The 22,257-nt window shown below is 59.5% G+C and carries 23 protein-coding genes and 2 tRNA genes; 14 read left to right on the top strand and 11 right to left on the bottom strand.

Annotated elements, in window-relative coordinates; translation table 11 throughout:
- The first annotated feature begins 59 nt into the window (after positions 1–59).
- The 5 genes from ACP7B1_RS03080 (at position 60) to ACP7B1_RS03060 (ending at position 3,192) form a co-directional block, all read left to right on the top strand.
- On the top strand, positions 60–221 hold the full coding sequence (locus ACP7B1_RS03080; RefSeq protein WP_223613573.1) for a histidine kinase: 162 nt from the start codon (positions 60–62) through the stop codon (positions 219–221).
- A 4-nt stretch (positions 222–225) separates the two neighbouring features.
- Positions 226–1,152 (top strand): site-specific tyrosine recombinase XerD, encoded by a 927-nt coding sequence (gene xerD / locus ACP7B1_RS03075; RefSeq protein WP_346305800.1) that lies wholly within the window; start codon positions 226–228, stop codon positions 1,150–1,152.
- 35 nt (positions 1,153–1,187) lie between these two features.
- Complete coding sequence (locus ACP7B1_RS03070) at positions 1,188–1,733, top strand: hypothetical protein (RefSeq protein WP_346305801.1); 546 nt, start codon at positions 1,188–1,190, stop codon at positions 1,731–1,733.
- A 215-nt stretch (positions 1,734–1,948) separates the two neighbouring features.
- The gene (locus tag ACP7B1_RS03065) at positions 1,949–2,902 is read left to right on the top strand and encodes an acetyl-CoA carboxylase carboxyltransferase subunit alpha (RefSeq protein ID WP_223614118.1); all 954 of its coding nucleotides are present in this window, start codon (positions 1,949–1,951) and stop codon (positions 2,900–2,902) included.
- Between the two features lie 213 nt (positions 2,903–3,115).
- Positions 3,116–3,192, top strand: a tRNA-Arg gene (locus tag ACP7B1_RS03060).
- A gap of 71 nt (positions 3,193–3,263) precedes the next feature.
- Here the strand turns inward: ACP7B1_RS03060 and ACP7B1_RS03055 are convergent.
- Complete coding sequence (locus ACP7B1_RS03055) at positions 3,264–3,392, bottom strand: hypothetical protein (RefSeq protein ID WP_346305802.1); 129 nt, start codon at positions 3,390–3,392, stop codon at positions 3,264–3,266.
- A 256-nt stretch (positions 3,393–3,648) separates the two neighbouring features.
- Here ACP7B1_RS03055 and ACP7B1_RS03050 point away from each other — a divergent pair, with 256 nt between their 5' ends.
- From ACP7B1_RS03050 to ACP7B1_RS03040, 3 genes are all read left to right on the top strand, one after another.
- On the top strand, positions 3,649–4,587 hold the full coding sequence (locus ACP7B1_RS03050; RefSeq protein WP_346305803.1) for a hypothetical protein: 939 nt from the start codon (positions 3,649–3,651) through the stop codon (positions 4,585–4,587).
- A gap of 245 nt (positions 4,588–4,832) precedes the next feature.
- Positions 4,833–4,982: a DUF1127 domain-containing protein gene (locus ACP7B1_RS03045; RefSeq protein WP_091879951.1), complete on the top strand. Its 150-nt coding sequence runs from the start codon at positions 4,833–4,835 to the stop codon at positions 4,980–4,982.
- A 217-nt stretch (positions 4,983–5,199) separates the two neighbouring features.
- A complete protein-coding gene (locus ACP7B1_RS03040; RefSeq protein WP_346305804.1) occupies positions 5,200–6,765 on the top strand; it encodes a VOC family protein in 1,566 nt (521 codons plus the stop codon).
- Between the two features lie 47 nt (positions 6,766–6,812).
- On the opposite strand, the gene ACP7B1_RS03035 is transcribed toward ACP7B1_RS03040, so the two are convergent.
- Positions 6,813–7,766, bottom strand: coding sequence for a ring-cleaving dioxygenase (locus ACP7B1_RS03035; RefSeq protein WP_346305805.1), 954 nt, complete (start codon positions 7,764–7,766; stop codon positions 6,813–6,815).
- Positions 7,767–7,934: 168 nt separating this feature from the next.
- Between ACP7B1_RS03035 and ACP7B1_RS03030 the strand changes: the two genes are divergently transcribed.
- Positions 7,935–8,909: a LysR family transcriptional regulator gene (locus tag ACP7B1_RS03030; RefSeq protein WP_346305806.1), complete on the top strand. Its 975-nt coding sequence runs from the start codon at positions 7,935–7,937 to the stop codon at positions 8,907–8,909.
- A gap of 171 nt (positions 8,910–9,080) precedes the next feature.
- Positions 9,081–9,356 carry an HU family DNA-binding protein gene (locus ACP7B1_RS03025; protein ID WP_091880272.1) on the top strand — a complete coding sequence of 92 codons (276 nt, stop codon included), beginning with the start codon at positions 9,081–9,083 and terminating at the stop codon, positions 9,354–9,356.
- 34 nt (positions 9,357–9,390) lie between these two features.
- Here ACP7B1_RS03025 and ACP7B1_RS03020 read toward each other — a convergent pair whose 3' ends face one another.
- Complete coding sequence (locus ACP7B1_RS03020) at positions 9,391–9,933, bottom strand: GNAT family N-acetyltransferase (RefSeq protein WP_346305807.1); 543 nt, start codon at positions 9,931–9,933, stop codon at positions 9,391–9,393.
- Positions 9,926–10,378, bottom strand: coding sequence for an SRPBCC family protein (locus ACP7B1_RS03015; RefSeq protein ID WP_223613581.1), 453 nt, complete (start codon positions 10,376–10,378; stop codon positions 9,926–9,928). Before ACP7B1_RS03015 ends, ACP7B1_RS03020 begins: the two co-directional genes overlap by 8 nt.
- Before the next feature lie 319 nt (positions 10,379–10,697).
- Between ACP7B1_RS03015 and ACP7B1_RS03010 the strand changes: the two genes are divergently transcribed.
- Complete coding sequence (locus tag ACP7B1_RS03010) at positions 10,698–11,975, top strand: murein L,D-transpeptidase family protein (protein WP_346305808.1); 1,278 nt, start codon at positions 10,698–10,700, stop codon at positions 11,973–11,975.
- 33 nt (positions 11,976–12,008) lie between these two features.
- Entirely contained in the window at positions 12,009–12,233 is a 225-nt protein-coding gene (locus ACP7B1_RS03005) for a sulfurtransferase TusA family protein (RefSeq protein ID WP_346305809.1), read from the top strand.
- A gap of 180 nt (positions 12,234–12,413) precedes the next feature.
- Here the strand turns inward: ACP7B1_RS03005 and ACP7B1_RS03000 are convergent, their stop codons facing one another.
- Together ACP7B1_RS03000 and ACP7B1_RS02995 are read right to left on the bottom strand one after the other, a co-directional pair.
- The gene (locus tag ACP7B1_RS03000; RefSeq protein ID WP_426136437.1) at positions 12,414–13,586 is read right to left on the bottom strand and encodes a CobW family GTP-binding protein; all 1,173 of its coding nucleotides are present in this window, start codon (positions 13,584–13,586) and stop codon (positions 12,414–12,416) included.
- Positions 13,587–13,608: 22 nt separating this feature from the next.
- A complete protein-coding gene (locus tag ACP7B1_RS02995; protein ID WP_346305811.1) occupies positions 13,609–14,724 on the bottom strand; it encodes a D-alanyl-D-alanine carboxypeptidase family protein in 1,116 nt (371 codons plus the stop codon).
- Positions 14,725–14,903: 179 nt separating this feature from the next.
- Between ACP7B1_RS02995 and ACP7B1_RS02990 the strand changes: the two genes are divergently transcribed.
- Both ACP7B1_RS02990 and ACP7B1_RS02985 read left to right on the top strand, forming a co-directional pair.
- On the top strand, positions 14,904–16,073 hold the full coding sequence (locus tag ACP7B1_RS02990) for a M20 aminoacylase family protein (protein WP_426136435.1): 1,170 nt from the start codon (positions 14,904–14,906) through the stop codon (positions 16,071–16,073).
- Positions 16,074–16,162: 89 nt separating this feature from the next.
- A tRNA-Arg gene (locus ACP7B1_RS02985) sits at positions 16,163–16,239 on the top strand.
- 175 nt (positions 16,240–16,414) lie between these two features.
- Here ACP7B1_RS02985 and ACP7B1_RS02980 read toward each other — a convergent pair.
- From ACP7B1_RS02980 to ACP7B1_RS02960, 5 genes are all read right to left on the bottom strand, one after another.
- Positions 16,415–17,638, bottom strand: a complete 1,224-nt coding sequence (locus tag ACP7B1_RS02980; RefSeq protein WP_346305813.1) for a hypothetical protein — start codon at positions 17,636–17,638, stop codon at positions 16,415–16,417.
- 127 nt (positions 17,639–17,765) lie between these two features.
- Positions 17,766–18,920: a glycosyltransferase family 4 protein gene (locus ACP7B1_RS02975; RefSeq protein WP_346305814.1), complete on the bottom strand. Its 1,155-nt coding sequence runs from the start codon at positions 18,918–18,920 to the stop codon at positions 17,766–17,768.
- Positions 18,920–20,164 carry a glycosyltransferase family 4 protein gene (locus tag ACP7B1_RS02970; RefSeq protein ID WP_426136509.1) on the bottom strand — a complete coding sequence of 415 codons (1,245 nt, stop codon included), beginning with the start codon at positions 20,162–20,164 and terminating at the stop codon, positions 18,920–18,922. Before ACP7B1_RS02970 ends, ACP7B1_RS02975 begins: the two co-directional genes overlap by 1 nt.
- Positions 20,158–20,934 (bottom strand): polysaccharide deacetylase family protein, encoded by a 777-nt coding sequence (locus ACP7B1_RS02965; RefSeq protein ID WP_346305816.1) that lies wholly within the window; start codon positions 20,932–20,934, stop codon positions 20,158–20,160. Before ACP7B1_RS02965 ends, ACP7B1_RS02970 begins: the two co-directional genes overlap by 7 nt.
- A complete protein-coding gene (locus ACP7B1_RS02960; protein WP_346305817.1) occupies positions 20,927–22,255 on the bottom strand; it encodes an O-antigen ligase in 1,329 nt (442 codons plus the stop codon). The genes ACP7B1_RS02965 and ACP7B1_RS02960 overlap by 8 nt, the downstream gene beginning before the upstream one ends.
- Positions 22,256–22,257 lie beyond the last annotated feature (2 nt).

Here is a 22,257-nt window from a genome sequence, read left to right as displayed (position 1 = left end):
ATAAGAGTTTCCGTTGCAGGATTATGGAACATGGAAAGCCAGCTTGCAAAGTCGATTTGATGCCCACACTGACCCGATTGATCATCACCCTCGCGGTTCTCGCCGGGCTCGTCTATGCGGGAATGCTGGCGCTCGTGACCTTCGTGCATCCGACGCAGACGGAACTGACCATCCGCATTCCCGCGGAAAAGCTCAATGTCAAACCCGGCAATCCAAAGTAGAGCCATGCGTGCAGCAGCAGCGATAGAGACATTTCTTGAGATGATGAGCGCCGAACGGGGCGCAGCGCAGAACACGCTCGAGTCCTATCGCCGCGACCTCGAGGATGCCGCGGGTTTTGCCAGCGCCGCCGGCGTGCAGCTGACCATGGCGGAGCCCGCAACAATCCGCGCCTATCTCGACGATATCGCCGGACGCGGCTATGCCGCGACCTCACAGGCACGGCGCCTGTCCGCGCTGCGCCAGTTCTTCCGTTTTCTCTATACGGAAAATATCCGCACCGACGACCCGACGGGCACGCTGGACGCGCCAAGGAAGGACCGTTCGCTGCCAAAAATCCTCAGCGAGGCGGATGTCGAGAAACTGCTGGGGCGGGCCGAACTGGAAACCCTGGATGCAGAGGCCCCGGCGGGCGATCATCTGCGCGCCCTGCGCCTGCATGCGCTGCTGGAAATTCTCTACGCGACGGGCTTGCGCGTTTCCGAACTGGTCGGGCTGCCGGTGACGGTTGCCCGCTCCGATCACCGCTTTCTGATGGTGCGCGGCAAGGGCTCGAAGGACCGCATGGTCCCGCTCTCCGGCAAGGCCCGCACGGCAATGACCACCTATCTCGCCGTGCGCGATGCCCTGCCGAACCTTGCCGGCAATCCCTGGCTTTTCCCGGCCATCTCCGAAAGCGGTTTTCTGGCGCGGCAGGTTTTTGCCCGCGAATTGAAAGGCTTGGCTGCTCGTGCCGGACTTGTGACTTCAGCAATCTCGCCGCACGTGTTACGGCATGCCTTCGCCAGCCATCTCCTGCAGAATGGCGCGGACCTGCGTGCGGTCCAACAATTGCTGGGTCATTCGGATATTTCAACGACCCAGATTTATACCCACGTCATGGAGGAACGGTTGCACCGCCTTGTCACGGAGCACCACCCTCTGGCAGACTGAACCCATTCCCCCGCGAAACAGGCGGGACCATAGACTTGGCGGGACTCTCTATGTGGCGGCTGTTGAAAAAGCTGTTTTCGAGACCGGAACCGGCGCCTGTCGAAGCCGATAGCGAAGTGATGCGCTTCGACGAAACCGGGTTCACGCGGTCCAGCCAGCTGATCCGCTCCATGGGCTGGCGGGAACACTGGGATTGGGACGAGATCGACGGTTTCGGCTTCTCCTTCAAACAGGCCATGTTTCCCGACCCCTGGTTCGGCGACTATATGGAGAGCGAATGGTTCATCATCGTTGACAACGAAAAGGCTCCCGAACACATCTATTTCCACGCGGACTGGCTGAACATCGACCATCTTCCGCCCGCCCTTCTGCAGAACATGCCCGGTCTCGACATCGGCGAGTTGCGCAAGGGCCTGTACAATGCATCGCAGGGCTTTCACTATTACGACGGCGAAGGCGAATGGATCGGCTGGCAGCGCCCAAAACCCGCCAAGCGGGCGAAACCGGCACAGAAGCCGGCGCCGAAACGCAAGACGGCACCGGCCAAACCCCGGACGTCGACCAGGAAGCCGGATGCATGAGCGGCGCCCGCAGCAGCTCTTCCGCCAGGAACGCCACGCAGGCAAGGCCTTGAACTTCGTCCTTATCCACGGGTTTCCACCACACCTTCGCCGGAATTATCCCTATAACTGGCGCCGCGAACGCGCCTTGTCGGCCATGCTTCCTTGACATGAGCGTCCGCAACAGCCAGTTAGGTCGTGAAAAATCCACCGTTATGCAGGCAGACACGTCGTCCATGTACAACTATCTCGATTTCGAAAAGCCGGTTGCTGATCTCGATGGCAAGATTCTCGAACTGAAGAAGCTTGCGGAAGAAGGCGGCGCGCTCGACACCAATGACGAGATCGCCCGTCTGGAAAAGCGGTCGGCCGAGGCTTTGCGCGATCTCTACCGCAAGCTGACCCCCTGGCAGAAGGCGCAGATCGCCCGCCATCCCGACCGTCCGCATTGCGTCGACTACATCGGCAAGCTGTTCACGGACTTCACGCCGCTCGCCGGTGACCGCAACTTTGCCGAGGACGAGGCCATCCAGGCCGGTCTTGCCCGTTTCAACGGCCAGGCCGTCGCCGTGATCGGCCAGGAAAAGGGCAACGACACGAAGTCCCGCCTCAAACACAATTTCGGCATGGCCATGCCTGAAGGTTACCGCAAGGCCGTGCGCGTCATGGACCTGGCCGACCGCTTCAACCTTCCGGTCATCACGCTCGTCGATACGGCCGGCGCCTTTCCGGGCATCGCGGCGGAAGAGCGCGGACAGGCGGAAGCCATTGCCCGGTCCACGGCAGCGTCGCTGAACCTGAAAGTGCCGATGGTTTCCGTCATCATCGGCGAAGGCGGCTCCGGCGGCGCCATCGCCATTGCCACGGCGAATCGCGTCTACATGCTCGAACATGCGATTTATTCGGTGATCTCGCCGGAAGGCGCGGCATCGATCCTCTGGCACGATTCCACCCGCGCCAAGGATGCGGCAACCAACATGCGCATCACGGCACAGGACCTGTACGAGCTGAAAATCATCGACGGCATCATTCCTGAACCCACGGGCGGCGCCCATCGCGGCAAGGATGCGGTGATCGAGGCGACGGGCAACATCATCAACGTTGCCCTGAAATCCATGGCATCGATGGACGGCGAAGCGCTCAGGAAAGACCGGCGCGACAAGTTCCTCGCCATCGGGCGCAACCTTTAAGACCTGCACAAAGGCCCGGACATTCTCCGGGCCTTTTCATTTCCGCCGGAAAGACGCGGGTGCACACGACCGGAAAGGCGCTAAGCCACCGAATAAACCGGGGTGCGACGTTCCGGCAAAAAATTGTTGCGGTTTTTTTGCCAAAGCTGCTTGCAATTCACAGCCCAACCGATTACGAACCGGCCTGCGCAGACGAACGCGCAAGTGTGGCACGCGCCCGTAGCTCAGCTGGATAGAGCACCAGACTACGAATCTGGGGGTCAGAGGTTCGAATCCTTTCGGGCGCGCCATTCCTTCCCGACAAAAATCGATATCCCTGTTTGCGCGACCGGCATTGGCCGATGACGCAGCAATCCTGATTCTAGGCCAGGGATTGGCAGAGTTCGCAGATCAGCACGGCAATCCCCACCACGACACCAAAGGCCAGCAGATGCACCCAGACCGGTGTCGTATAATGCAGGTGTTGTTTGTCGTCATACTCGTCGTACACGGCTTCGTTCTCGCGTGGGGATCAGGAGCCCGATCTTGGCCCAGGCCCCGGCGAACCGACAGCAAGGCCATGCTCAATACCAGTTCAATCGGGGATTTCGATTTGCCGTCCCAGCCGCGGCGCCGAAAAGTCTGCCCGCAAGCGGCGTCCCCATGCCCAGAAAACGGGCTTTTTCGCGATCAACAAACTTAACAACTTGTAACTGTTTTCCGCCCAAGGCCGGGTGTATCTGTTTGCCAGATAATACGAGACACGCATGGCAAATCATCTCCTCATCGCGGGTACAGGCCGGGCCGGAACGAGCCTTCTCGTCCGATATCTCGATGCCCTGGGACTGACCACACACATCACCAGATCCAACGGACAGACCCATCTGATAGAGGACGCCAATGCCGGTTTGGAGGATCTGGTTCTCCATGGCGGCGCGAACCTTCCCTACGTCGTCAAATCCCCCTGGCTGTACCAGTTCATCGACGAGGTGCTCAAGCGCACCGACATTACGATTGACGGCGTCATCATTCCCATACGCAATCTGGCGGAAGCGGCAAGCAGCCGGATCATTCTCGAACTGCAGAGACTCCATCACAACCAGGAATGGATGGCCGACGAGGCACGGACCTGGGACCACTGGGGAGAAACGCCCGGAGGCGCGGTGTACGCGCTCGATCCCGTCGATCAGGCCCGGCTGCTGGCCGTGGGATTCCATCATCTTGTCGAGCGCCTGACGCGGGCGGGAATACCGATTTATCTCATCGCCTTTCCGCGTTTCACCCAGGATCCCGAATATCTCTTTTCCACCCTCCGGGGATGCCTGCCCCCGTCGGCGAGCCTCGAATCCATTCTGCCGCTGCACAAGAGCCTGATAGATCCTGAAAAAGTGCGGGTGGAATCGGAAATCGCCGTGCAAACCCTGACCAAACTCCCGGCGGCGGCATCGGATGACTTTCCGTCGCTGGAGCAGCTCGACAACATTGCCCTGCGGCGCGAGATCAAGAAGATGCGGCTTCTTCATGCCGCAGCCATGGACAGGCACAATCCGGACCACAGCGCACTTGAGCAAATGTCCCGGGAACAGGCGCAGATTATTCTGCGGCTGCAGGAGGAACTGACCGCCATCCGATCGAGCACTTCGTGGCGGATGACGCAGCCGCTGCGAAGGGTCGTTCAAAAGGTCCGCAGTCACGGGCAGCGATAACCGGGCGGGTAGCACTGCCATGCCGGGCCGGCCGGCGGCCGCGGCAAGATGGAAGCGGGTTTTTGCACCCCTTCCGGGCCATCATGATTGACGTGATTCGACCCGCCCCAATTTGGCCATCCACTCCGCACTTCCTGCAAAGCAGCTATGCATTCTTGTCACTGCAAGTTTCGCCGGGCATCGACTATATGCAGGTCACGATCAAGAAATGATCCAACAAACAATAAGTTACCAAGGTGAGTGAAATGAACCTGATCCGCTCTTACAACAACTGGCGCCGTTATCGTGACACGGTCACGGAACTGAACCGCCTGTCCGCACGTGAACTGAACGACCTCGGCATCTCCCGTGGCGATATCGCCTTCGTTGCCAAGAAGGCCGCAGCTGCGCGCTAATCGAATTCAAAGTTAACGTTCGGGATGACCTCCTCCCAGGTTCCGAACGTTCAAAGGCTGGCACTCCTCCTCCCAGCCGGCCTTTACAAATAGCACCCACCGCACCTCCTCCCGCGGTGGGTGTTGTTTTTTCAGGCCCTGCCTGATTGCCGCCCGCTGGCTTTCCCCGTATTGATCGCCGCATATTGGTCGCATGATCCACAGGCGGAGGAACTTCATGACAAGCGGCATCCACCACATCACCCTGATCACCCGCAGCGTTCAGGCGAATGTGGATTTCTATGCCGGTTTTCTCGGCCTTCGGCTCGTCAAGCGTACCGGCGGCTATGAAGACGCGACCCAGCTTCACCTCCTCTACGGCGACACATCGGCAACCCCCGGTTCATTGATCACCTTTCTCGTCTGGGAAGACGGGTCGCCCGGCCGGGTGGGTTACGGCCAGCCGAGCGAAATCGCGCTGGCCATCGCCCCGGATGCCATCGGCTTCTGGCTGACCCGCGCGCTCCAGCACAACATTGCCGTCACCGGTCCCGCGCAGGAATTCGGCGAAACGGTCCTGCGGCTGAAAGACCCCGACGGCGTGATCGTGAAACTCGTCGGAACATCAGAGGTAACGGGCACCGCGCCGTGGACCGTCCGGGGTATTGCCGCGGCCGACGCCATCCGGCGCATCCGCGGCGCCACGGTTCTTACCGAACAGCCGCAGGCCACCTGCGCCTTTCTCGAAGCCTATTTCGGCTTTCACGCCGGCGAGCGCACCGACACGATTGTGCGGATGGTTTCGGATACCGGCGATTGCGTCGATGTGCGCGATGCCAGCGGCTTCTGGAGTTCGGCGCCCGGCACCGGAACGGTCGATCACGTCGCCTTCCGCTCGCCCGATATCGCCCATGTCCAGGAGACCTATAACAGCCTGATCAGGGATGGGTCGGACGCGACCGCCATGCATGACCGCAAGTATTTTCACTCGATCTATGTGCGCGAGCCCGGCGGCACGCTGTTCGAGATGGCGACCGACGGTCCCGGCATGCTTGTGGACGAACCGCTGGAAACGCTCGGCACGCAACTGTTCATTCCGCCGCATTTTGCCGAAGAGGCCGGCAATCTCAAAGTGATGCTGCCGCAGTTCGGCCTGCCCGGCGAGGAGCGGTTCCTCTACCGCGAGCTGCCTTTCGTGCACCGTGTCTATACGCCCGAGCACACCGATGGCCTGACGCTTGTGCTTTTGCATGGCTCCGACGGCAATGAAACCACGTTGCTGCCGCTTGCCGCCAATGCCGCGCCGCACGCCACCCTCATTGGTTTACGCGGGCGCAGCAATGAAGAGGGCATCGGCCGCTGGTTCCGCCGCTTCGGCCCCCTGAGTTTCGACCAGCAGGATGTCCGATCGGAGGCCGAAGCACTGGCCGCCTTCATCGAAGGGGCCGCCGAGGCCTATCGTCTCGATCTCGAACGCACGGTGTTTCTGGGTTATTCCAACGGCGCCAACATGCTGGTGGCAACCATACTGCTGCATCCCGGTCTTGTCAGGAATGCAATTCTCCTGCGCGCGATGAATGTTCTTGAGGAGACACCGCAGGCGGATTTGAGCCATGCGAAAATTCTGATGGTCAATGGCGACCACGACCTGTTCGGCGCCAAGACACCCGATCTCGAGGCGCTGTTGCGGCGGGCCGGAGCGGACCTTACCGTCCAGCACGTCCATGCCGGGCATGAAACCGGGCAGCATGACATCGATGCCGTGCGGCAGTGGATTGAGGCCAACCTTCCCCGCACGGCTTGAGATGCAAGAAGGCCCGGCGCTTGTGCGCCGGGCCTTCTTCATTCCGGTTAGACCAGAGGCTTCAGATTTGCTTCGATGGACGCCCGCTTGCCCTCGAGGAACGGCGGCAGGGACAATCCTTCGCCCAGCGTTTCCAGCGGCTCGTCAACGGTAAAGCCGGGACCATCCGTGGCGATCTCGAACAGAATGCCATTGGGCTCGCGGAAATACAGCGAGCGGAAGTAATAGCGCTCGACCTCGCCGCTGGACGGCATGCGGAAACTCTTCAGCCTTTCCGTCCATTCGTGCAGCTGCTGCACATCCGGCGCCCGGAACGCCACGTGATGCACCGCGCCCGCACCCTGACGGGCCACGGGAAGATCCGGCTGGACGGCAACATGCAGTTCGGCAGCAGGGCCGCCCTCGCCCATGGAAAAGACGTGGACGTGACCGGCTCCGTCGGGAGACGGATAGGTGCTGGTCTGGCGCATGTTCATCACATGCAGAAGAATGGCTTCCGTGTTGGTGATATCAGGCACGCTGATGGTGATCGGGCCAAGGCCTCTGATCTGGTGTTCGGCCGGAACCGGGCTCTTGTCCCAGGGGTGCGACGGGGTTGCGCCGCCATCATCAATCAACCGGAAACGCTGGCCTTCACCGTCCTCGAAATCGAGCGAGTCACGGCCGCCGATTGCGACGATTTCGTCCGACTTGACGCCAAGTTCGTTGAAGCGCGCCTTCCACCAGACAAGGCTGGCCTTGCTGCCGACGCGCAGACCCGTGCGCGCAATGCTGTGCGTGCCGCGCCGCTCCAGGCCGACAGGCCAGTCGAAGAAGGTAAGATCGGTGCCGGGCGTTGCCTCGCCATCGGCATAGAACAGGTGATAGGCGCTTGTATCGTCCTGGTTGACTGTCTTCTTGACGAGCCGCAAACCGAGGGTCTGCGTGTAGAAACGCAGGTTTTCCGGGGCATTCGCCGTGATGGCGGTCAGATGATGGATACCTGTCAATTGTAGGGACATGAAAGCCTCCTGAATGATGTTGCCTGGCGCTCATGCGCCGTTGGGGTGAATATCTGCGCGATAGGTGCCGATATAAAGCCCGCTTCGATGCAACTCATGTTCGACATAGCAGAACGATTTCCCCAGAACCGTCTTTGTTGTTGCGCTCTTGTCCTCTATAAGAGAACCATGAAATGGCGCTTCGACGATCTCTTAACTTTTCTCGACGTGATGGAGACGGGCAGCATCACCATGACCGCCGCCCGGCTCAACCTGTCGAAATCCGTGGTCAGCAAGCGCATCACCGATCTGGAAGCGGCGCTCGGTACGGAACTGTTCCAACGCTCGCCGCGCAAACTGCTCGCCTCGGACAATGCCCGCGCCTTTGTCGAACGTGTCCGGCCGCTGGTGCGCGAGCTCACCGAAGCGGCCGACACCGTCGGGGAGCGCTACAGCGCCATTCGCGGCACCTTGCGCATCACGGCGCCGATGACCTTCGGCACGTTTTACCTGAGCCGCCTGATTGCCGATTTCGCCCGGCAATATCCCGATCTCGAAATCGCCGTGGAGTTTGACGACCGCATGGTCGATCTCGTCAAAGGCGGCTTCGATGCCGGTATCCGCATCGGCATCCTGCGGGATTCCAGCCTGATTGCGCGCAAGCTGTGCACCGACCCGCGCGTCATATGTTGCAGCCCGGCTTTTGCCGCAGCCAACGGCCTGCCGCAAAACCTCGGCGAACTCGGCTCCTACGCGTGCATCGATTACTCCAACGTCAACACCAGCCAGCTCTGGCAGTTCGAAAACCCGGCAGCCCCTGGCGAACCCATTTCGGTTGCCATGCACGGGCGCATCGTGGCCAATAATGGCGAAGCCATGCGCGACATGGCCATCGCCGGACTGGGCCTGGTGCTCCTGCCCATGTTCATCGCCGCCGAAGCGCTGCGGCGCGGCACGCTCATCCCGGTCTTGCCGGAGGCGCGGCCGCTGCCCTACAGGATCTATGCGGTCTACCCGCCGACCCGCCATGTCTCGGCCAAGGTGCGCGCCTTTATCGACCACGTGGCGCGCCATATCGGCAACCCTCCGATCTGGCAGATGCCCGATGCTCTGCAGACCGGCAGCCCTGAACCTGCGGAATCACAGGCCGAATCACCGGACTGAATTTGCAGGCGTCATCCGGCTCCGATCTGAAAAATCATAGCCGGTTTTGCAAAAAACCCTGTAAACACTGGGTATAAACCCCGAAAATGCGTCCTATTCCTGATGACAGGGGCGGCAACGCATGCCATACAGACGCCTTCGATCAACGAATATACTGAGGAAACCGCCAACATGAATACGTCCGATCTTATCGAGAAGCTCGTCGCTGATCAGGGTCTTACAAAGGTTCAGTCCAAGGCGATTGTTGATAGCGTTCTTAAGGGCATCACCGATGCCGTCGTCGCAGGCGACGAAGTTTCGCTGCCAGGCTTCGGCAAGTTCAAGGTACAGTCGCGCGCTGCTCGCGAAGGCCGTAACCCTGCAACTGGCGCAACGATCAAGATCGCAGCCTCCAAGAAGGTTGCCTTCCAGCCTGCAAAGGCTCTGAAGGATGCCCTCAACGGCTAATCACCGTTTGTGCTGATTTCATGAAAGGCGGTGCTCAGGCGCCGCCTTTTTTATTGTCGTTGCTGCTGCGTTCGAACCTGAAAAGAATAACGCTGTCGCCATCCTCTTCAAATTCGTCAACCGGCCGAAAGCCTGCCGCCTCCGATGCCCTGATCGCATCGAGATCGCCCGCCTCGTGCGTGATATAGGCAAACCGCTCATCGGTGAAATGCGGGAAGGCGATTTGCGCAAGATATTCCCTCAGCATCAGCGAACCGATGCCGCGCCCGATATAGTCCGGCTCGCCAATGAACAGATCGACACTGATGCCATAGTCGAGCGCGGGCAGCTCGTCCTCATAGTCCGCGTTGCGGTAGCATTGCAGATAACCGAAAGGCTGCTCGCCATAATAGGCGATGTGACAGATATCGGGCGTCTCTCCGGTGAACAATGGCCCATATTCCTCCGCAACCTCGCGCGGGGTTATCGGGTCCGGCTGATAGGAGTCACGCATATGCGGCATCATCAGCCATTTCGCCATCAATGGCAGATAGGACAGTGAGGCCGGGCGAAATGTGATTGCAGAATGTTCAGTCACGATGATCCACCGCCTGTTGATTGATAAAATTCTCAAGACTGTCGAGCGCGCCGCTCCAGCCCTGCCTGTGACGATCCCGCGCCGCCTCGTCGTAGAACTTCTCATGGATGAGTGTCAGCAATGTGCCGTCATCCACCCGTTCCAGCACCAGCGTTACCAGCGACTCCCGGTCCGGCAAGGTAATCCACATCCAGGTAAAGGCCAGGCGCTGCTCGACCAGCACCTCGCAATAGACGCCGCTGACATCGTGCTGCTCGCCGTCGGGGGTGACAAAGACGATGTGGTAGCGGCCGCCAAGGCGCGGATCGGCTTCCGCCTTCAAGGTTCTGGCTCCCGTGGGGCCCCACCAGCGCACGATCATCGAGGGATCGGTCCAGGCGGCCCACACCAGCCGCGGCGGCGCTTTCAGATGGCGTTTGAGCGTCAAAAAGGGTGCAATTGCCATTCTGTTCCTCCCTGCACGGCTGATGAAACGGGCACGCAACGCGGCCGCTCACGGGCCGGACACCAACAATTGATGAGGGCGAATGCTTCCTGTCAATGGCGTATTACAGGGCAAGTACGTGTTGCAACGGATGGATCATCTTGGAAAAACAGTGTATTTCGCCATAAATCCGCCCTGTCTTCATTGCAGGTGACAATTGCATGATTGAGCAATTTGACTCATTGCAGTAAGGCTTTATCAACTATACCGGATGCAAATAGGGGGTTGTGGATTTCAATCCACACAATTTCGGCGAAGCGAACTGGTAACAGCTGCGAAGATGAAAATACCGACACATATCCTTGCTCCGTTATTGCTGACCCTGTTTCTGGCGGGTTGCCAGGGCGCGTCGGTGTCCGACCTTGCACCAAAATCCGAAAAGCAATTGTCCGAAAAGCTGGTCAAGCTGATGAAGACCAAGGGCATGACCATGACCGCGCCGATCATGGTCCGCATCTTCAAGGAAGAGAGCGTTCTCGAAGTCTGGAAACGCAAGGACAACGGCCGCTACGATATCGTGACGAGCTACCAGATATGCAAATGGTCGGGCAAGCTCGGCCCGAAATTCATCGAGGGGGACCGTCAGGCACCGGAAGGCTTCTATGCCGTGCGCCCCGGGCAGATGAATCCGAAATCCAGCTATTATCTGTCCTTCAACACGGGCTTTCCCAATGCGCTTGACCAGGCACTCGGCCGCACCGGCGCCAATCTGATGGTGCACGGCGCCTGTTCGTCGTCCGGCTGCTATTCGATGACCGATGCGCAGGTCCAGGAAATCTACGCCTTTGCCCGCGACGCGTTCAAGGGCGGGCAGGATTCGATCCAGCTCCAGGCCTTTCCGTTCCGCATGACCGCAGCCAACATGGCGCGCTACAAGGATGATCCGAACTATGCCTTCTGGAAAAACCTGAAGGAAGGCTACGATCATTTCGAGATCACCAAGGTACCGCCGAAGGTCGACGTGTGCGAGAAGAAATATGTCTTCAACAACACCACCGATCCGAATGCACCGATTGCCGCAACGGCCACATGCCCGCCCATGCAGCAGCCTGAAACGCTGAAGATGGCCTATCAGAGCTATCAGACCAATTACGAGGCGGCATTCTCCTCCATGGTCGGCAAGGGCAGAATCCAGGCGCCGAGCCGTTCCATCCAGGGCCTGAACGAAGCCAAGATCATCGCCGAATGGAGCGCCCGCCGCGCCCGCGGCGAACGCGTCACCCAGGAGCCGCCATCCCTGTCGCCGCAGGACAAGGACGCGGCGCTGAAGCCGCAGGTCATGGTCCGCCTCGCTTCCGCTGTCGCCGCCGACAAGGCCCGCGACGAGCGCGAGGCCGGCAAACGGCACCGCATGACGGTTGCCGCCATCCCGGCCGCAACCACGGCACCGGCTTCCACCGCCAATCAGGTCGCCGCCAATGTCGTTGCCCCGGTACGCCAGACAATTGCACCCGTACCGGCACCGGCGGCAGCGCCCGTCCAGGCACCACAGGACGTGACAGCCACGGTGGCGGAACAGCCGGCGAAAAAGGCCTGGTGGAAAATCATCGGCAATTGAGCCACGTATATTTGCCTGCCCGGAGAGCCCGCCATGTCGGCTGACACCTATGACCTGCGTGGTCTGAACTGCCCGCTGCCGGTGCTGAAAACTCGCAAACGTCTGGAAAGCATGCCCGGAGGCAGCCGTCTCTGGGTCGAAACCAGCGATCCTCTCGCCGTCATCGATATGCCGAATTTCTGCCTGAGCGACGGCCACCGGCTGATCGAGACGGTGACCATCGAGGGCGGCCACCGCTTTCACATCGAGCGCGGCTAACGCACCATTCGCAGATTTGCAGCAAGACCAGTGCGTGGTTCGACAAGCTCACCATGAGGGAGGTGGAGGATTGCAGGGCGCTAAATTCTGCAGCTTTTGCGATTAGCATTGCAGCCAAACCACTTCCCTCATGGTGAGCTTGTCGAACCACACACAACGTCCACTGCAGCTTGCTGAGGCCTAGACTTTCAATCCCGGGATCGCCAACGGATTGTCGAACAGCGCGGCACGATCGGGTGTATCGACCTTCGGTTCGTTGAGGAAGGCGCTGAACAGCTGCGTCACGTAGCTTTCCGGCAGATCTTTCACGATCAGAACCAGCCGCGTCTCGCGCCGCCCTTCCGGCCATGCGGCAAGCCGCGCCGGCGGATGGAAAATCTGCTGCACGCCGTGAATGACCAGCGGACGCTCCGGATCATCGGCCAGCTGCACGATGCCTTTCATGCGCAGGAGTTTCTCGCCATGGGCCGAGCGCAGAAGATCGAGGAACATCTCGAAACCGGCGCGCGGTACCGGCGCATCGTGTGTCAGCGAGAAGGAGCGTATCGCCGCGTCGTGGCGGTTCACATCGTGATGATGATGGTCGTGGTCATGGTGATGATGCTCCCCATGATCGTGATGGTGATGATCCGCGTGATGCTCAACCGCTTCACGCTCATGCTCACGATCGCGATAGGCTTCCGCCTTCAGCCAGCGCTGTACATCGATGGTTTTCGTCTCGGGATTGTAGACACCACATTCGAACAGGGCGGCATAGCCGGTGCGCGCATCGCCGACATCGATGATATCCGCACCGGGATTGAGTGCGGCGAGCCGGGCACGCAGCGCCGGCAGCCCCTGCGCGGCTTGCGGCATATCGGTCTTGGTCACGACAATGCGGTCGGCAACCGCCGCCTGCTTGACCGCTTCCTCATGCGCATCGAGCGTCGCCATGCCGTTGACGGCATCAACGGTTGTGATCACCCCGTCCACCCGGAACGCCTGCAGGAGCACCGGATGCCCCATGATCGCATGCAGGACGGGCGCAGGATCGGCCAGCCCGGTCGTTTCGATGATGACCCGCTTGAGCCGCTTCAACTGGCCCGTCTGCAGACGGTCGATCAGGTCGGCCAGCGTATCGACGAGTTCGCCCCGCACGGTGCAGCACAGGCAGCCGTCGGAAAGCTCGATGACGCCTTCGCTCGCCGTCTCCACCAGGAGATGGTCGATGCCGACATCACCGAATTCGTTGATGATGACGGCCGTATCGGCCAATGCCGGATCTTTCAGCAGGCGGTTCAGCAAGGTGGTCTTGCCCGACCCCAGAAATCCCGTGAGTACAGAAACCGGAATGGGGGCATTGAGGCCACTCATGATGACATCCTATCTTGCTGGGTTAATTCACTGTTTTTGCCGTGTTGGCCGCATCGGTGATCGATGCACGGTCGGGCCGCGGAACCGGGATCGGGATGCGGCTCATGTCCTTGCCCTTCGCAGTGGTCTTGGAGGGAAGCAAGGCAACGAGTTCCGCCTGCGGTTCATGATCCATCCGGTACATATAGGGCGAACCCTCGATGATATGCCCTTCTACGTCCTTGCCGTCCCAGCTGTCGGAGGCGGCAGCCTCTTTGGAGCAGACAGTCGGGCGCATATTGACGGCGACATCGCGCGTGGCCGGGCCGTAGGGCTGCAGGGCCTCCAGCGTCTTGCCGGTTCCGCGGGTCTCAAACCCCTTTGCCAGCAGCTCGGCCGCCTTCGTCGCGCGCCCCTGCTGTTTCAACTCACCCAGAACCACGGTGATGATATTGCGGCCATCGCGGGTGGCCGAGCCGACCAGATTGAAACCGGACGGGCAGACAAAGCCGGTCTTCATGCCGTTCGCACCCTGGAACCGGCCGATCAGTGCATTGAAATTGGCCTGGATCTTGTTGCCGGAATCAATCGCCTCAATATCGAAATAGTGCATGTATTGCGGGAATTCGCGCCGCATCTGCACCGTCAGGATCGCCAGGTCGCGCGCCGTCGTATAATGATCGTCCGAATGCAGGCCGTTGGGATTGACGAAATGCGAGCCGTACATGCCCAGACGCTTGGCTTCGGCATTCATCAGCACGGCGAATTTTTCCGATGAGCCGCCCAGCGTCTCGCCGACAGCCATCGCCACATCATTGGCCGATTTGACCATGAGAATCTTCAACGCGTTGTCCAGCGTGAGCTGCGAGCCGGGCTTGTAGCCCATTTTGCTCGGCGGCTCCTTCGCCGCACGTGCCGTCATCTTGATCGGCGTGTCCAGGGTGATCTGCCCCGATTCGATCATGCGGAAGGCCACATAGGCGGTCACCAGCTTGGTGAGGGACGCCGGATACCAGCGCTGGAACGCATCTTCCTGCGACAAAACCTCGCCTGTACCGACATCGACGGTGATGTTCGGGCCCGCAAGTGCCGCTGTTGCCAGGCCCGCGGTGGTTGACACCACGCAGCCCGAGAGAAAGAGTGCTACAGTTTTCCGCATTCCAGATATCCAGCCTGTCTGTATAAAGAACCAGGGAAATGGCCTTGTGATTTCATTGCCGGGCTTCCCGCCGGGTCGCAATGGCCTTATCTATCCTATGTGGCAGGCAAAAGGCAAAACACCTTTGAACTGTTCACTGAATTGTCAGATGTAGTCCGCACGTTTGGAGTTTCAACACTATGCCCTTGCTTAATCGCGCCATCGAAATGCAGGAAGAAGTCTCCCGGTGGCGGCGCCATCTGCATGAGAATCCGGAACTGATGTTCGATGTCCACGAGACCGCAAAATTTGTCGCGGACAAGCTGCGGAGCTTCGGCGTCGACGAGGTTGCTACCGGTATCGGCCGGACCGGCGTCGTCGGCATCATTCGCGGACGCCACGGCGAAGGACAGACGGTTGGCCTGCGTTCCGACATGGATGCGCTCCCCCTCAATGAAATCACCGGCAAGCCCTATGCATCGAAAAACGCCGGCAAGATGCATGCCTGCGGCCATGACGGCCATACGGCCATGCTGCTCGGGGCGGCGCAGTATCTCGCCGAAACGCGCAACTTCAAGGGCTCGGTCGCGGTGATCTTCCAGCCGGCGGAGGAAGGCGGCGGCGGCGGCCGCGAGATGGTCAAGGAGGGCATGATGGAGCGCTTCGCCATCTCCGAAGTCTACGGCATGCACAATACGCCCGGCCTGCCCGTCGGCCAGTTCGCCATCCGCAAGGGGCCGATCATGGCGGCAACGGACGAATTCAACATCACCATTGAGGGCCGCGGCGGCCATGCGGCCCAGCCGCACCGCACGATCGATCCGGTGGTGATCGGCGCCCAGCTCGTCAACGCGCTGCAGACCATCGTTTCGCGCGGCACCGATCCGCTGGATTCAGTCGTTCTGTCCGTGACAAAATTCCATGCGGGCGATGCACACAACATCATTCCGCAGAAGGCCGAGCTCGCTGGCACGGTGCGCACCCTGCGCTCAGAAATGCGCGACTTTGCCGAGAAGCGCCTGCGCGAAGTGGCCGAGGGCGTGGCGACGGCTCTCGGCGCTGTCGCCAGGGTGGATTACGACCGCAATTACCCCGTCACCTTCAATCACGACCAGGAAACGGAATTTGCCGCGCGCACCGCGCAGAGCGTGGCTGGCAGCAAAGCGGTCAATCTGGAGGTCGCGCCGATGATGGCGGGGGAAGATTTCTCCTATATGCTGGAAGCGCGCCCCGGTGCCTTCATGTTCATCGGCAATGGCGAGAGCGCCTCGCTGCACAATCCGGCTTACGACTTCAACGACGATGTCATTCCGCACGGCATCAGCTACTGGGTGCAGCTGGCCGAAAGCGCCCTTCCCGCCGCATCCTGACATTTTGAGAGGTGGCCTCTGAAGATGCGTATATTTCACGCATCTTCAGACTTGGCGTCGCGGCGGAAAAACAGTATGTCTGGCCGCATGGTCCCGTAGCTCAGTAGGATAGAGCGACAGATTCCTAATCTGTAGGCCACTGGTTCGAATCCAGTCGGGATCACCATAAATCTACAATTTAGGCAGCAGCACGTTCCCCACGCTTCTGTTTGAGCGTTACCAAGACGTTCTTTGGCTGAGATGAGCAATCCGCCTATCAACTGCAACATACCAAAGCACTTGCAACGAAGGAGTGCATCTCTCGGTAGTATTGTAGTCCCTGATGCCCGTAGCGGACAACATCACCAAATGTCGTTCGCTTCTGCCTGCTGGCATAATTCCAAAGAATAGGGGATCTGATGGTGACTTGCCGTGTTTCCATCGTGGTGAACAGACATGATAGCCCCTTCAACGAGACACCTGCTCACTGCTTCACTCCAAGCCTCAAGGCGATCCTGACCACGCTGAAAGTTGTGAATGGTTACTGGTATCCACCCCAATACCACCATGACGGCCACGCCCCGGACAATAGAACTCGCGCTGAATATCAGCCAGACCAGCATCCAGGACATGAGAACAAGTGGAAAAAAGAAATATCGGGGACCATTACCGACAGGGGATATCATCTCTATCGGCACCCGCAGCAACGAACTGCCAATCGTCGCACCAAGAGCTAACCCAAGCAAGACATAAGCGAACCGCGTATCAGATTGAACTGCCAATACACCAAAAAGCAGCAAGGCCACCGTTCCTAGAGCCACTGACAATTCCATCCAAGTCGAGGCAACAAAACTCATGCCACCAAAGAACACTGAAATTGCTGGTATAATGTCGGCTAGTTCGATGTTCTCGGTTTTGGCAGGGTCGCCGATCATCACGTAGTACAATTGAATAACAACGACCACCGCAACAAGCAAAAAGGATAGTCCGTCTTCGCGCCACCGTTTGGTTAAGACGGCTCTGAGTGCGAACAAAGGAAGGAGTATTATGCATGTCGGTGAGGACAGCGAGCCAATCAGGATAAATGTGTAGCGCAGTATCAGAGCTTCGCCCGGGCGCCATATGAGTGCTAGAAATAGCAAGCACGTTGTCCACCAGAACGTGTATTGAGGCAACACATAGACCTCGGCGTTCATTGGAAGAATTACCATCATGACAGCGCAGAGTATCCGGCCTCGCAGGTATGTGGGGGATGCCGCAACTGCCGCAACACATGCAGCTTGGGCAGCGATACCGATGATAGTAGAAATTACGGGGTAATGTTCGAACGAAATGAACAGTGCGATGTATGTGATAATTCTGGAGGGAAGAATTAAATAACCATTAACTGGCTCAAATATAGCCATGAACCCACGCTCAATCACCTGCGGTATAATAAATAGACCATCTTCGTTCCACACTTCCGGGAATAAGATTTGATCGGGCCTTCGTAACGCGATAGTTATTGCAGCGATGAAAAGTACCAAGAAATAACGATGTTTAACTGTAGGCATATAATGATTGGAAACGGCTTTAATATAATTCACCACATCACCCGTATTGGAACCACAATCAGAACCACTGAACATCGTTGAATATAGATTTGCGATAAAAATAGAAGCTCAATAAAGCGGAAAACTTCATAAAAATGGCCTGATCATTTCGAGTCCAGCCTTAGGTTTTCGGCATCTTGCGCTTCAAAGCCGTGTTGTAAACATCAAGTGTCTGGTCCGCGATGTTCAGCCAGCCATATTGTTCTGCCACAAGAGCGCCCTGCTCCGCCGCTTTGCGGGAATCGAACGGCACGGCGAGCTTTGACCGCATCGCCGCGGCCAGTTGCTCAATGTCGCCAAGCGGGAAATAGTCCTGCGCGGGCAGGCCGATTGCAAGGTTGGCCGTGATGTCGCTGGCAAGCACCGGCAGTCCCGCGCCCATCGCCTCGAGCAAGGCAATCGGCATGCCTTCGTGGCTGGAAGGCAGGACGAACAAGCCGGCATTCTCATAGAGGATGGAGAGATCGTCACCCGTCTGCATGCCCGCGAGAACCACACCGGGAACATCAGCGGCAAGCTTTTCGACGTCCTGCGAATAATGCGCCATGTATTCGGCCGATCCCACCAGAACCAGCTTGACCGTAGGATCGGCCAGTTTGGCAAAGGCCGCGATGAGATCGTGCTGGCGTTTTTCCGGCACGATGCGTGCAACCAGCATGATGTAGCGCCGCGACGTCAGCCCGAGTTTGCCGAGAATGCCCGTATCCGTCTGGCTCCGGCGGACCGTCACGCCGTTCGGCACATATTGCACCGGCACGCCGTAGCGGTTTTCCATGGTCAGCGCGATGTCGTTGGACACGGCAATGCGCGCGCGGGCAAAGCGCATGCCGGCCTTCTCGCCCAGTTTCAGCATGAGCTTGGCAAGGCCACCCCATTTCTGCCGGTCGTAATCATAGCCGTGATGGGTGACGACGACCTTCAGGCCGAAGAGGCGGGCCAGCGGCGTCATCAACGCCGGGCCGATGGCATGAATGTGCAGGATATCCGGACGATGATAGGCGGCAAACAGCACGCCGAGCGCCGTATGGGCGATCGCCTCGAATTTCACCGAACCGGGCGACCACAGCGGATGCACCTTCACCCGCTTCCACGTATAGGGATCGGGCGTCAATAGGTAACGCCTGCGGCCGAGAACCGTGACATCCCAGCCCTTGTCGACAAAATGCCGGCTGAGTTCCTCGACATGCTTTTCCACGCCGCCCTGCACCTCGGGGATGCCGCGCAGGCCGAGCATCATCACCGTGGGTTGCTTTGCTGCACCGCGTCCGTCAGCCATCAGGATACTCCAAGCGTGGCGTAGAGATCGACCATGCGGTCGCGATAGGCAGCCGCCGAGAAGTCGCGGGCGATCCACTCGCGGCCATTCATGCCCATGCGCGAACGGGCGGCGGCGGTCAGGTCCGCCATGGCGCCGATGGCACGCGCCAGGTCATCCGCATCGCCGGCAATGGCGGTCATGCCCGTTTCGCCCTCGCGGATCATTTCCGGAATGCCGCCGATGGCCGCGCCAATGACCGGCCGGCCGAGCGCATAGGCTTCCAATATGCTGACGGGCGCGTTTTCATACCATTCGGAGGGCAACACCAATGCCCTGGCTTCGCCGATCAGGCGGCGCAGATTGCCGCCTGAAACATATCCGGCGAACGTCACATCCGCACCCAGCTCCGCAACGAGGGCCTTGAGCATGGCCTCGTCCGGGCCGGTTCCGGCAATCACCAGCCGCTGCTTTGCCAGCGCCGCGGCGCGGATCAGGGTAACCAGCCCCTTCTCCGGCGCGAGACGTCCGGCAAAGACGAAATAGTCGCCTTCGCTCCAGCCGGTCGCGAATTCCTGCGTATCGACAAAATTCGGGATATAGACGAGCTGTTCCGCCGGCCAGCCCCATTCGATCAGCTTCTCGCGGTAGAACCGGCTCGGCACCACGAACCTGTCGACCTTGTTCCGGTAAAGCCCCAGCCCGCGATGCACGATGGTCTCCAGGAACACCAGGCCGCTGAGGACAAGCGAGCCCTTGATGCAGCGGTGCCGCACGACATTGTAGATCCGCCCGCCGCGGCACTCCTCGCAGACATGCCCGTCAACCAGCATCTTGTAGGCGGGACAGGCCAGCTTCAGGTCATGCACGGTCATCACGGTCGGAATGCCCGCCTTTTTCAGCGTGGCAAAGATCGAGGGCGAGAGGTGATGATAGACATTGTGCGCGTGGGCGATGTCGGGCCGCGCCTGTTCGATCAGCGCTTCGATGCTGCGCTGCGCCTCGAAAGAGTAGATGATCTTGCCGGCCTGGGCGACTTTGGTCAAAAGGCTGCTTTCCCGCCCATACTCGATTTCAGAGACAAAATGCTCCGACCAGGCAGAGGCATCATTGTCCGGATGCTGCATGGCAAAGGGAATGACCTCCCAGCCAATCTCGGAAAAGAGCTGCATGTGCTCGAGGAATATGGCTTCGGCACCGCCGCGCCGATAGAAGTAATTGTTGATCGCGAGCAGGCGCTTCGACGGGGTGGAGGCGTTCACGATGGATGCCTCCCCGCGCTGAATTGTTCCAGCGCATCCCGCACCGGCAGGACCGTGCATCCCCGCGCCAACGTGTGGGCGACGAGGCGTTCGAACGTCTCCGCCGTGCACCCGAAATCCGTCGGCTGCGGCGCGATATCGTGGGTGAAAAAGATAAGCCAGCCGGGCTCCGCGATCAAATGATCGATCCAATGGGTCAGGCCGCGCGCATGGCTTTCCGGCTGACGGATTTCCACGCCCCAAAGAAAGGCCGGATTGACGGCGCCGCGATTGATGCGTTCGCCGCCAGCACGGCAGGTTTCGAAACGGCTGCCGAAAATGCCGCGCCCCCGGAACGAACCGGCATTGTAGGGATAGGCGAAATTGCGGCGGCGCTCCTGCGGTGCAACACTGTCGAGATAGGCCTTGTTGCGCTGCAGATCCGCGGCAAGCCGCCGGTTGCCCATATGCGACACCTTCGTGTGGGAAAAGGTATGGCAGCCGATCTCATGACCCTGCTGCGCCAGGGCCCGGCATCCCTCGCGGGAAATCAGCGTGCGCCCGGGTTCAATCTGTCCTTCCAGCGACCCGGCGATATAGAACGTGCCGCGGACACCATGGTCCTCGAGTATGCGGGCACCGTTGGTCAGCGCCGTATCGGGCACGTCATCGAAGGTGAAGGACACGACCGGTCGCGATACGGGTATGTTCAGGCGCGGTCCGGGCATCCGGCGCATCAGCCTGTCGGTGATGCGGTCCGACCAATAGTCCAGCTTTTTCAGAATGTCAGGCATGGGCGACCGTCAATCTATCTTGTGAAGGTGTTGGGCTGACAATGCTGGCATTTGCTTGCAGGCGCAGGCCGAACACAGCGAACAGGAATGCGAACCATAACGGGCTGCCGCTCTGGAAGAACATGCTTTCCACGCAGGCCGTGTAGATCCCGTACAGCCAGACGCGAACAAAAAGCCGTGTGAGGGCGGGATTGTTGGCGGCTTTATCCGCCCTGCCTATGTCGCGTAGCGGCAGAAAAAGCAACCATATAAGCGTGAGAACCAGGCCCGGTATCCCGGTTGTCAAAAGCGTGTCGAGATAGCCGTTATGGCCGTTATAAGCGGCAACGGCCCAGGTCTCGACATTGCCGCCGCTGTAGACCAGTTCCTCGGTTTGCCAGAATGACTGAAATCCATAACCGGTAAAGGGCTTTTGGGCGATGGCGGAAAAGGCGAAACGCCAGATGTCCGTCCGGTTGGTAAAGGTGGCATCGATGCCGGCGGAGGTGATGAGGGATCGTATCGGTTCGAACACCGCCGATCCCACGGCAAGAATGTTGAACAGTGCAATCCCGGCAATGCCGATCAGCGCCCGCGTCCACTTCCAGCGCTCGAATATCCAGGCGAGGATGAGAACACCCGGCAATGCGGCGGTGGATGTCTTGCCCCCGGTGTGCAGCAGAAACACCACAGAGAGGACAATGATGGCAATCCCTGCCAGTCTCTGGCCTGCGCTATGGACGAACAGTCCGAAGAACACCGCCATCACCATGACGGCGGCCGCGACGTTCTTGTGGGGAAATTGACCACGCCAAAAACCCGCATTCATCGGCTCGCGGATTTCCGATGCCTGGTGAATGGCGCGTGTGGGAAGGGCGATCACGCCAAAATAAGCAAAGCCCAGCATGATGAGCGTCGCCAGGCCAAGCAGTTTGCCAAAATGCCGGTCGGACTGCGGCAGCAGCAGGAAGACACTGGCGTTCACGCAAACCAGAATGGCAAGGACGATGCGTTTGAGGGCGATATCGGGATGCGCGGACAGTGCGGAGACCAGAATGAACCAGGCGAACAGCAGGACGAGCAGCCCGCGCGGCTGCATGATCGTCCGACGCATGGGGCTGCTCAACCCGAAGGCGATCAATCCTGCCGAGAGAACCAGCGTGACAAGCTGATTGATCAGGTTGGAGTTTCCAGCGCTTGGATCGACCGAAGCCGCGCCTGTCAGATCGACATAGGGTGTGGTGGTGATCCAGAAAAACAGGAAAATCGCCACGAACAGCAAAGCGCCGACACCACCCGCTGCAAAGGTCGTGGGCGCAGTTCTGGTTTCGATTGTTCCCATAA

This window comes from Phyllobacterium sp. SL163 (assembly GCF_049896885.1).
GTDB lineage: Bacteria > Pseudomonadota > Alphaproteobacteria > Rhizobiales > Rhizobiaceae > Phyllobacterium > Phyllobacterium calauticae.
Note: the sequence above shows the minus strand (reverse complement) of the source record. Positions and strands in the feature narration are given on the sequence as shown.